The organism is Corynebacterium sp. AOP12-C2-36, from assembly GCF_052379185.1.
Lineage (GTDB): Bacteria > Actinomycetota > Actinomycetes > Mycobacteriales > Mycobacteriaceae > Corynebacterium.
Genome location: NZ_JBQSYJ010000004.1, coordinates 247,828 through 258,012, shown reverse-complemented (window position 1 = coordinate 258,012; position 10,185 = coordinate 247,828). Strand labels below are relative to the sequence as shown.

At 68.7% G+C, this 10,185-nt stretch carries 9 protein-coding genes; 1 reads left to right on the top strand and 8 read right to left on the bottom strand.

The features are described from left to right. Positions 1 to 37 precede the first annotated feature (37 nt). The 3 genes from ACT3UN_RS05370 to ACT3UN_RS05360 form a co-directional block, all read right to left on the bottom strand. Positions 38 to 1,486 (bottom strand): DUF6114 domain-containing protein, encoded by a 1,449-nt coding sequence (locus tag ACT3UN_RS05370; RefSeq protein WP_444656656.1) that lies wholly within the window; start codon positions 1,484 to 1,486, stop codon positions 38 to 40. Next, the gene (locus tag ACT3UN_RS05365) at positions 1,486 to 2,055 is read right to left on the bottom strand and encodes a DUF6230 family protein (protein WP_444656654.1); all 570 of its coding nucleotides are present in this window, start codon (positions 2,053 to 2,055) and stop codon (positions 1,486 to 1,488) included. Before ACT3UN_RS05365 ends, ACT3UN_RS05370 begins: the two co-directional genes overlap by 1 nt. A gap of 129 nt (positions 2,056 to 2,184) precedes the next feature. After that, positions 2,185 to 3,414 carry an MFS transporter gene (locus ACT3UN_RS05360; protein ID WP_444656652.1) on the bottom strand — a complete coding sequence of 410 codons (1,230 nt, stop codon included), beginning with the start codon at positions 3,412 to 3,414 and terminating at the stop codon, positions 2,185 to 2,187. Positions 3,415 to 3,534: 120 nt separating this feature from the next. Between ACT3UN_RS05360 and ACT3UN_RS05355 the strand changes: the two genes are divergently transcribed. Further along, positions 3,535 to 4,434: a LysR family transcriptional regulator gene (locus tag ACT3UN_RS05355; protein ID WP_301441655.1), complete on the top strand. Its 900-nt coding sequence runs from the start codon at positions 3,535 to 3,537 to the stop codon at positions 4,432 to 4,434. Here ACT3UN_RS05355 and ACT3UN_RS05350 read toward each other — a convergent pair. Genes ACT3UN_RS05350 through trmB form a run of 5 tightly spaced genes read right to left on the bottom strand, consistent with a single transcriptional unit; the run spans position 4,409 to position 10,096 of the window. Further along, the gene (locus tag ACT3UN_RS05350; RefSeq protein WP_301441654.1) at positions 4,409 to 4,828 is read right to left on the bottom strand and encodes a DUF3054 domain-containing protein; all 420 of its coding nucleotides are present in this window, start codon (positions 4,826 to 4,828) and stop codon (positions 4,409 to 4,411) included. The two genes, ACT3UN_RS05355 and ACT3UN_RS05350, sit on opposite strands and share 26 nt — an antisense overlap. 37 nt (positions 4,829 to 4,865) lie before the next feature. Continuing rightward, positions 4,866 to 6,161, bottom strand: a complete 1,296-nt coding sequence (locus ACT3UN_RS05345) for a lysylphosphatidylglycerol synthase transmembrane domain-containing protein (protein WP_444656650.1) — start codon at positions 6,159 to 6,161, stop codon at positions 4,866 to 4,868. 6 nt (positions 6,162 to 6,167) lie between these two features. Beyond that, complete coding sequence (locus ACT3UN_RS05340; RefSeq protein WP_444656648.1) at positions 6,168 to 8,633, bottom strand: MMPL family transporter; 2,466 nt, start codon at positions 8,631 to 8,633, stop codon at positions 6,168 to 6,170. A 15-nt stretch (positions 8,634 to 8,648) separates the two neighbouring features. Beyond that, positions 8,649 to 9,314, bottom strand: coding sequence for an NYN domain-containing protein (locus ACT3UN_RS05335; protein WP_301441651.1), 666 nt, complete (start codon positions 9,312 to 9,314; stop codon positions 8,649 to 8,651). Next, complete coding sequence (gene trmB / locus ACT3UN_RS05330) at positions 9,311 to 10,096, bottom strand: tRNA (guanosine(46)-N7)-methyltransferase TrmB (protein ID WP_301441650.1); 786 nt, start codon at positions 10,094 to 10,096, stop codon at positions 9,311 to 9,313. The genes ACT3UN_RS05335 and trmB overlap by 4 nt, the downstream gene beginning before the upstream one ends. Between the last annotated feature and the right edge of the window lie 89 nt (positions 10,097 to 10,185).

The following is a 10,185-nucleotide window of genomic DNA, read 5'->3' as shown; positions in this document are numbered from 1 at the left end:
CCCCCCCCCCGCCCCAACTTGGTACCCCTGCGGGGGATCAGTTCTCGTGCCAGGGGCCGATGTCGGTGACGGGGAAGTCCATCTTGTCCGCCATGACCTGGTAGGTCTCCAGTCGCACGTCGAGCACGCGGGTCTGTTCGGAGAGCAGGTCCGGCAGGCCCAGACCGATCTTGGAGAGCTCCGCGGCGATGTCGTCGGGGGCCCAGTCCGCGTTGATGGTGATCGGGATCATCGTGTCCACGCCGAGCAGCTCCAGCGTCATCGTCAGTTCCTGCACGAAGATGTGGAAGTTGCCGGTCAGGGTGCTGGTGTTCCCCTTGGTGTCGTCCAGCAGGTCGGGGCCCAGGGAGTTGGGGAACTGCACGCGCAGGTTCTCCATGACAGCCTGGTCGGCGTCGATACGGATCGCCTTCTTCGGCCCCTGCACCGTGTCGATGGTGACGTAGGACAGCTTCATGCCCGGTGTCATCGTCGCGTTGTCGGTCTTGATGGTGAAGGTGTCGCCGTACGGTGGCCGCATGTTCGCCACCGGCTCCGGCGGTGCCACGTTCAGCCCCGGGATCTCCACCCCGAGGGACTCCAGGGAGCCGTCGATGCCGTCCTGCAGCTGGTTGCCGTCCGGCAGGGTGAGCTCGGGGAGGTTGAGGTCGGGGACCTCGGGAAGCTCCGGAAGGTTCGGCAGGGCGGGGGAGTTGTTGGTCTCCCCGTCGGTGTCTCCGTCGCCGTTGCCGGTCTGGCCGGGGATCTGCAGGTCCGGCAGCTGGATGTCCGGCAGGCCGGGGATCTGGGCGCGGGCGTCGGGCGTCTGGATGCCGACACCGACGGCGAGCGCGGCGAGCACGGCGATCACCGGCTTCGCGTTCGCGGCTCCTTTCCCTGACTTCTCTGCTTTCCGGGCCTGCTTGGCCTCCTTCTTCTGGCGCTTCTCGTCCTTGGCGTCCTCGCGGGACTGCGGGTCCCAGGCCAGGGCCAGGGCACCGCCGACGAGGCCGAGGATCAGGCCGATGATGAGCCCGCCGAAGTTCGTCTGCCACAGGGACAGGACCGAGAGGATCATCGCGGCGACGCCGGCGATCACACGCCCTTCACCACGGAACGGGCACATCAGTGCGCAGGGGGTCTGGAGGTGGCCGATGACCAGGGTGGAGACCCCGCCCATGGTGGAGATCTGGATCTGGATGTTGGAGATCTCCAGAGACAGGTAGGCCGGAGCCATGATCGCGATGCCGGCCAGGATCATCAGCAGGCCGGCACCGAACGGGCGCTGCTTGCGCCAACGGGTGAAGCGCCGGTTCTGCTTCTCGAGCTTCTCCGAGCGGGACGCATCGTCGGACGCGGTGGCACCGGCAGCGTCGCCGGACGCCGCGTCGCCGGCGGAATCGCCGGTGGCGTTGTCGTTGACGGCGTTGTCGTCGACGGCGTCGATGAGCTCGGTGGTGTCCTCGTCCCTGGGATTGTCCGGGGACGAGGTGGAGTCGTCAGGCATCAGCACTCAGCCTCGTCAACGCTCACGACACCCACCTTGGCACCTGCGGCGGTGAGCTTGTCCGCGCTGATCGAGGTGGCCTTGATGACCTGGTCCCAACCGGTCAGGCTGTCCGCGTGCAGGCCCCAGGAGCCGGCGGCAGGCTCGTCGTCGAGCTGGCTGGCGTCCACACCGATCTGCGCGTTGTTCAGCGTGAGGCCACCGACCAGGCCGGGGGCGCCGAGCACCAGGTGCTCGGCGGTGGTGTTCTCGCCGGGGACGAGCATCTGGAAGCGCTTCTCGCCCAGGCCGGGCAGGTTCAGCGGAGCCGTCATGCACATGTCGGTGATCGTGGCGTCGTCGAACACCAGACGGGCCACGCCCTGGGCGCCGTCGTGCTGGTCGTCGGTGCCGCCGAAGATGGCCACACCGCTGGCGTCGAGGTTGCTGGCCTCCTGGTTGAAGATCGTGTTCGACAGTGCCAGATTGGCGGAGATACCGCCCTGGGCCATTGCCACGCCCACCCCGGCGGTGGCCAGGAGGCCGACCGCCATGACGCCGGCGAACCGCTTTCCCTTGATGTGTCCCATGTTCGTTCCTCCGTTGGTGAGGTGGCGCTCTCCACGCCCCTCGGTTAGTAAATATGAAGCCGACTTCGCAACATCGTATCGCTGTCGTACTTGTTTCTGTGAAGAATGCGCAAATTGTAGTGGGGCGTGTCACGATCGGCGGGTAGCCGACGTGCTGACCAGGCATAACACTAGCGCACTGATTTGTAGTGCGACAAGGGCGACCACCAGCGCGACCCACCCGATCTGGAAGAAGTAGCCCGAGAGCCACCCGATCACCGAGGATCCGAGGTAGTAGCTCATCACGTAGATCGAGGAGGCCTCCGCCCGGTCGCGGTCGGCGATCTGGCCGACCAGGGTGGAGGCGGTGGAGTGCACGGTGAAGAAGGCGGCGGTGAACAGCAGCACGCCGAGGACGGTGACCACCAGGTTCGGCACGAGCGCGAGGCACAGGCCCACGGTGGTCAGGGTGACTCCGCCGACCAGCACCCGTGCCGCCCCGTATTTGGCGACCATCGCCCCGGCCCGCGCCGAGGACCACGTCCCGGACAGGTAGAGCAGGAACACCGCCCCGGCGAGAGCCTCGGTGAGGCCGAACTCGCCGCTCAGGCGGAAGCCGAGGTAGTTGTACAGGGAGACGAAGGCGCCCATCATCAGGAACGGCAGGATGAACAGGGCCACCAGGCGGCGGTCGTGCCAGTGGCGGCGGAAGGCGGCGACCTCGTGGCGCAGGGTGATCTTCTTCGGCGTGAAGTGGCGCTGCGGCGGCAGTGCCCAGACGCACACCAGTCCGAGCGCGAAGGCGACCAGCCCGCCGGCGAGCACGGCGCCGCGCCATCCGGTGAACTCCAGTACGCCGGACGGCACCAGGCGTCCGAGCAGCCCGCCGAGTGTCGTGCCGGCGATGTAGAGGCCCATCACCCGGCCCAGGTGGTCCTGGCGGATCTCCTCGGACAGGAAGCTCATCATCACCGCCGGGACGCCGGCGACCGCCAGGCCCTGCAGGGCGCGTAGGCCGATGAGGGTGCCGATGCCGGGGGCGATCGCCAGCAGCAGGCTCAGCGCGGTGGCCGCCAGGACGGACACCTGCAGGACGCGGCGACGACCGACGCGTTCGGACAGGATGCTCACCGGGATCACGGCGACGGCGAGCATGCCGGTGGTCGCCGACACCGTCAGTGCGGCGGTGGTGGGGGTGACCCCCAGGCCGTCGTGGATCGCCGGCAGGACGGCCTGGGTGAGGTACATGGCGTTGAAGCTGGCCAGTCCGGCGGTGGCGGCGGCGACCATCACCCGCCGGTAGCCGGGGTCGCCCGGGGAGAGCCGCGTGTCTGTACCGTCTGTGCCGTCTGGGTCACCGGTGCCGCCTGTGTCGTTCATGCCGCCCATCGTGGTCACCTCCCGCTGACAATCAAAATGCATTACAATGACGACCCTGTCCCGAATAATGCATCAGGCGGCGCGCAGGCCGTCACAGGCTCGTCAGGGGAGGTGTCGTGCGTGGCTGACCCCGTGGACCTCGACTGGTTCCTCGACCTCGTCGAGACCGGCAACATGGTCGACACCGCCCTGACGACCGGCATCAGCCAGTCGGCGTTGTCGCGTCGTCTGGGCAAGCTCGAGGCCGCCGTCGGCGTGGAACTCTTCGACCGGCGGGGCCGCAACCTCGTGCTCAACCACCGCGGCGCCGTGCTGGCCGCGGCCGCCGTGGACACCCGGGACACCTGGCGCGCCGGCGTCGACGAGGTCCGTCGGCTCGTCGACCCGGAACTGGGAACGGTGCGCCTGGGCTTCATGCACTCGTTGGGCACCTGGCTGGTTCCCGACCTGCTGAGGGAGTTCCGCACCGCCCACCCCGGCATCGACTTCGAACTGGTGCAGGGCGCGGCACTGGGCCTCGTCGACCAGGTGCTGGACGGGCGCCTGGACCTGGCGATCGTCGGGCCCTGCCCCGTCGACCACGTGTCCTCCGGGGTGGTGGGCTGGACGGAACTGGCCGAGCAACGCCTCGGGCTGGCGGTGTCCTCGGACCACCGGTGGGCGGGCCGGGCGTCCATCGTCCTGGCGGAGGCGGCGGAGGAACCCTTCGTGGCGATGCTGGAGGGCTACGGCACCCGCCTGCTGCTCGACGGGCTGGCCGCCGACAACGGATTCCGCCCCCGGCTGGTCTTCGAGTCCATGGAGCTGACCACCGTCGCCGGACTGGTCACCGCGGGGCTCGGCGTGGCACTGCTGCCGCTGGGCGACCCGAACCTGCAGATGGAGGGAATGTCCGTGATCCCCCTGGACACGGACAAGGTGCGCGAGCTCGGCGTGGTGTGGGACGCCGCGGGCACCAACCTCACGCTGCCGGTGGCCCGCTTCCTGGAACTCGTCAGGCGGCGGGCTGTCGACGGGTGACGAAGGAGGCGACCACACGCCACCCGATCATCAGGATCCCCAGGAAGATCAACGAGGTCAGCAGGAACATCCACGGCAGCGACAGGTTCACGACACTGCGCACCACGATGCCGATGAACCACGTCACGATCAGCACGCCGAGGCCCGTGCCGGGGGCGGGACGCACGGTCCCGGTGAGCACCAGCGCCCACGCCACGGCCAGTCCGAGCAGGAACGGCCAGGACGTCCCCAACCAGCCGAGGATGGAGAAGCCGGAGTCGTGGGAGAGCCTGCCCAGCAGGGCGAAAACGAGGACGGCGACGGCGTCGATGACCAGCGCCATCGTGGTCGAGGTACCGGCGGTGGCGGAGAACGGACCGGCGGGGCCGGACGACACATCGGGGGATTTCGTCATACCGACCATTCTAGGGTGTGACCACCGCCCGTGGGGGTCACTCCTCCGGACGCTCCGGATGACGGGGGAGCCGGTCGATGATGCCGTCGTCGTCCGTACCGTCCCCCGTACCGTCCCGGTCGTCGTGCGGGCGTCGAGCCGCCGAGCCGCCGGTGATCTGCCGGAAGGTCAGGCCCCGGCCACTGCGGCGCCGGACGTCGGACGTACCGGACGCCCCGCCCGCCGAACCGGCAGAGCCGGTCGTGTCGCCGGCACCGCCGGTGCCCGCCCCGGACGCCGCGGCGTCCTGCGCCTCCTCCGGGCGCACGAACGTCCACAGGAACACCAGCCAACCGACCAGGGTGAGCAGCGCGAAACTGATCATGCGGAACACGATGACCGCGGCCGCCGCCTGCCCGGACCCCAGCCCCGCGGTACCGACCAGCATCGTGGTCAGCGTGATGTCCACCGGGCCCAGCCCGCCGGGGGTGATCTGCGCCTGGCCCACGAGCTTGGCCATGATGAACGCCAGCACCGCGCCGGCGACGCTGGGTTCGGCGCCGATGGCCAGGATGCACAGGAACAGGCACACGATCTCCAGCACCCAGTTCAGCAGGGAGACGAACACCGCGTAGCCCAGCCACTTCGGCGAGAGGTCCACGGCCCGCAACTGGTCGGCGAAGCTGCGGATCTGCTCGTGGAACCGGTCGGCGGGCTTGTGGCGCTTCTCGTTGAACCAGGTCATCGCCGCCAGCAGGCCGGCCTGCACCTTCTCCGGGTTGCGTGCCACCCAGTTCGCCGCGAGCGTCAGGGCGATCAGCGCGACCAGGGAGAACGTCAGCGAGAACACGTGCACGTTGGCCTGCAGGAAGAACACCGCACCGAAGCCCAGGATGGCCATCGCCGCACCGGACAACGCCCCGGAGATCACCAGGTACCAGCTGGCGATGACCGGGGTCGCACCCCACTTCATCTGCTCGCGGAAGATCATCGCCGCCGAGATCGCCGGCCCACCCGGGAACGACGACGACCACGCGTTGGCCGACAGCCCCAGCGCATTGGCGCTGGTGCGTTTCACCGGCACGCCCGCCGGCCGCAGCAGCGCGACCATCACCTCGGCCTGCGCGACCATCGACAGGCCCATCGCGACCACGGCGGCCAGGATGTACCAGTTGTTGGCCTGCAGCATCGCCGCCCACCCCTCCTCGAGGAAGTGGTAGTGGTCGCGGGCGAGGAAGATGATCGCCCCCAGCAGCATGAGGGTGAGCAACGCCCGGACGCGCGGATCCTTCAACCACTGGAGGATCATGCGCCACCGGTCGCGGAAACGGCTGGGCTGGGGGTCGGAGGTCATCGGCGGTCAATTCTCCCGGTCGTCGGGACGTTCCTGCTGCAGGCGCCGCATCAGTTCGCTGAAGGGGACCGCGTCGTCCGACGTCGCGTGCGCACCGTAGGACGCCGCCTCGTCGTGCTCCTCGGCGTCCGATGCGTCCGCCGCGTCCGTCGCGTCCTGCGTTTCGACCCCGGCGGGACGCGCCGCGGGCAGCGGCGAGCGGGACACGACGGCGCCCCGTGCGTCCGGCGCTGCGTCCTGTGCCTCGTCCTGCGTCTCTTCCGGGGCACCGACGGTGACCGGTTCGCGGACCGGCTCAGAGGTCGGTCCAGTGGCCTGCTCCGGGCTGTAGCCCTCGAGTTGCTCGTTGTGGCCGATCTTGCGCGACAGGGCCGTGACCCAGCGCGGCGCCCACCAGCAGTCCTCTCGCAGCAGGAACATCACCGCGGGCACCAGCAGCATGCGGATCACCGTGGCGTCGATGATGAGCGCGGCGATCATGCCGAAGGCGATGTACTTCATCATCACGATGTCGGAGAACGCGAACGCCCCGGCCACCACGATCATGATCAACGCCGCGGCGGTGATGATGCCGCCGGTCGTGGCCGTGCCGAACCTGATCGCCTGTGGTGTCGAGGCCCCGTGCGCCCGGGCCTCGACCATCCTGGACACCAGGAACACCTCGTAGTCCGTGGACAGTCCGTAGATGATCGCCACGATCAGCACCAGCACCGGGCTCATCAGCGGGCCCGGCGAGAAGTTGAACAGGTCCGCGCCCACACCGTCGACGAACAGGGCGGTCAGGATGCCCAACGTCGCACCGGTGCCGAGGATGTTCATGATCACCGCCTTCGCCGGCAGGATCACCGACCCGAACACCAGCGACAGCAGGATGAACGTGGCGGCGATGATGTACACCAGCATCCACGGCAGCTTGTCGAACAGCGCCTCGATCGACTCGACCTCCATCGCCGGGGTGCCGGCGACGAGCACGGTCCCGTCGGCGTTGAGGCCGTGGGCGATGTCGCGCAGCTCGTTGACGATGCGGTCGTTGTCGTCGCGGTCGGCGATGCCCGCCGACAGCACCGTCACCCCGTCCTGCGTGGGCTGAGACACCTGGAAGGTGCCGGTCAGACCCTCGATGGCGTTGGCCTTCTGGAAGACCTCGCCGACGGCGGCGTTGTCGCCCTCGACGACGAGCTTCACCGGGTCGGTGCGGAACTCCGGGAAGTTGTCGTCGAAGTGCGACTGGGCGATGCGGGTGTCGTTGTCCGGCGGGAGGTAGGTCTCGTTGATGCCGCCGAACTTCACCCCGCTCAACGGGATGGTCAGCAGGATCAGCAGGGCCACGATGCCCACCGTCATCAGCTTCGCGTGCTTCATCGCGAACGCCGGGACCTTGCCCCACCACGACGCCACCGTGGCCTCGCGGGTACGCCCGCGGCGGATGATCGTCCACTTGTCGATGCGGTGGCCGAGCATCGCGAACAGGCTGGGCAGCACCGCCACGCTGATCAGCGCCGCCAGGCCCACCGCGGAGATCGCGCCGTAGGCCACCGACTTCAGGAAGGCCTGCGGGAACATCAGCAGGCTCGACAAGGCGACCGCCACCATCAGGGCGGAGAAGACCACGGTCTTGCCCGCCGAGGCGGTGGTGTTGCGTACCGCGGTGCGTGTGTCGTTGCCCTCGGCGAGCTCCTCACGGAAACGCGAGACCATGAACAGCCCGTAGTCGATCGCTAGGCCCAGGCCCAGCAGGGTGACCACCGACTGGGAGAAGGTGTTCACCTGGGTGACCCCGGCGAGCACCGAGAGGATGCCCATCGACCCGAGGATCGACAGGATGCCCACGACCAGCGGCATGCAGGCGGCGACCACGCTGCCGAAGATCACCAGCAGCAGCAGGGCGACGACCGGCAGGCCGATCAGCTCGGCGCGCTGGATGTCGTCGCCCATGCCGGAGTCCAGGGCGCCGGCGACGGCCGTGGCCCCGCCGATCTCCACGGTGGCACCGTCCACGGTGATCTGGTGCAGCTCGTCCTCGATGACCCGGTAGTTGTCGAGCACCTCGTCCTCGGTGCCGTGCAGGCTGATCGCGGCGAAGGCGGAGGTGCCGTCGTCGGAGAGCATCTGCTCTTGACCGGTGTCGAAGTAGCTGGTCATCCCGGCCACGGCGTCCTGGTTGCCGACGGCGATGGCGTTGAGCTGGCTGCTGACGTTCTCCATCAGGCCCGGATCGGTCAGGTCGGCGCCATCGGCGCTATCGCTGGTGACGAGCACGATCACGTCGCCGGAGGCGTCGCGTCCGAAGGTCTCCTGCTCGATCTGCGCGGCGCGGGTGGAGTCGCTCGTCGGGTCGTCCCACCCCTCCTGGCTCATCCGGTCGTCCAGCTGGGTGCCGATGCCCAGGTAGAGCACGCCGATCAGCACGATGATGACGGCGGGGATGATGCGTCGGAAACGGAAGGCGAAGTCGCCCCATCTCGTGAACACTTAGGAAGGCTCCTTTCAGCGAACCAACGCGGAGAGTGGGCGGTACGGCTGGAGCCAGGCACCGTCGTCCGGCAGGGAGTCGAGGTTGACGCGCGGCAACGGCGCGCGGAAGACCCCGGGGATGTCCTCGAGGTCGAGGAAGCCGATGGTCTCGTTCTCCACGGCCCAGTGGGCGTGCTCGTGGAAGCCGAGCACGGTCACCGGGATCTCCCCGGCGAGCTCCTCGAGCAGCTCGCGGAAGTTCTGCCCGTCGGCGCTGGCCACGACCAGACCGTCGAGCACGCCCTCGTCACGACGACGACGGATGTGCTCGAGCATGTCCGGGTCGACGTCGGAGTCCTCGGTGAGCTTCGGCTTGGCGAAGACGGCGAAACCGACGTTGCGCAGGGCGTCCACCCAGCCGCGGATCTGCTCGGCGGAGCCGGGCGCGACGTTGGTGAACACCGTCGCCTCCGGCGTCAGTTCCACGGCCTCGCCGGACGCGTCGCGCGCCTCGTCGATGAGCCAGCGGCCCACCGCGTCGAAGCGCGGGCGGTGCACGGCGTCGGGGCGTCCCCCCAGCAGGGAGCCCAGACCCATGTCGATGTTCGGCGCGTCCCAGACCAGCAGGTACACCGGCGTCTGCTCGGCCTGCCCGGTGTAGGACAGGGCCTCGGCGTTGCCGGAGCGCGCGCCGCTCATCGCCGCTTCCAGAGGTACTCGCGGATGGTGTGCTCCTTGTCCAGGCCCTTGCCCTCGAACTTGGTGATGATCTGGCGGTCGGTGAGCACCGGCGCCACCTCGGCGCGGGTCGTCTCGTCCTGCGGCCAGCCCAGGTACTCCAGGTCCGGTTCCACGTCGACGAGCTCGTCTATCCAGTCGGCGTAGTCGGCGTGGTCGGTGGCGACGTGCAGGATGCCGCCGGGGCGCAGACGCGAGGCGATCAGGTGCAGCGTGCCGGTCTGGATGATGCGGCGCTTGTGGTGCCGCGCCTTCGGCCACGGGTCCGGGAAGAAGATGCGCACCCCGGCGAGGCTGCCCGGGGCGAAGAGACGCTGCAGCACCTCGACCCCGTCGCCCTTGACCATACGGACATTCCCGATGTCGCCGCGCACGACCGAGCCCAGCAGCTTCGCCAGGCCCGGACGGTAGATCTCCACGGCGACGACGTTGGTGTCCTCTTCCAGCGGGGCCATGGCCGCGGTGGACGTTCCCGTGCCGGAGCCGACCTCGACGATGGTGTCGTGGCCGGTGCGTCCGAACCATCCGTCGAGGTCGACCGGGTCGGTGAGGTCGTCGGTGAGTTCGATGCCCAACGACGGCCAGTTCTCCTCCCAGAGGTTCTCCTGGTTGTCGGTGAGTGTTCCGCGCCGGAAACTGAAGCTACCCAGTCGCGGATAGTCGCGTCCGTCGTTAAACTCTGTCTGCAGGGGGCGGCCACGGCCACCCGAACGCGGTGCTGGGGGGTTATCGGTATTAGACATCCCTCACATTGTGGCAGAACACAGCGGTACAGGGAACTAGGGGGAAGTGTGACGGTCATTTCTGTGATCGGCCCGGACGCGCGGGTCGT

Excerpts from the sequence above, each read along its gene's own strand:
- ACT3UN_RS05370 (WP_444656656.1), bottom strand. The coding sequence starts at position 1,486 with ATGCCTGACGACTCCACCTCGTCCCCGGACAATCCCAGGGACGAGGAC.
- ACT3UN_RS05365 (WP_444656654.1), bottom strand. The coding sequence starts at position 2,055 with ATGGGACACATCAAGGGAAAGCGGTTCGCCGGCGTCATGGCGGTCGGC.
- ACT3UN_RS05360 (WP_444656652.1), bottom strand. The coding sequence starts at position 3,414 with ATGAACGACACAGGCGGCACCGGTGACCCAGACGGCACAGACGGTACA.
- ACT3UN_RS05350 (WP_301441654.1), bottom strand. The coding sequence starts at position 4,828 with ATGACGAAATCCCCCGATGTGTCGTCCGGCCCCGCCGGTCCGTTCTCC.
- ACT3UN_RS05345 (WP_444656650.1), bottom strand. The coding sequence starts at position 6,161 with ATGACCTCCGACCCCCAGCCCAGCCGTTTCCGCGACCGGTGGCGCATG.
- ACT3UN_RS05335 (WP_301441651.1), bottom strand. The coding sequence starts at position 9,314 with ATGAGCGGCGCGCGCTCCGGCAACGCCGAGGCCCTGTCCTACACCGGG.
- trmB (WP_301441650.1), bottom strand. The coding sequence starts at position 10,096 with ATGTCTAATACCGATAACCCCCCAGCACCGCGTTCGGGTGGCCGTGGC.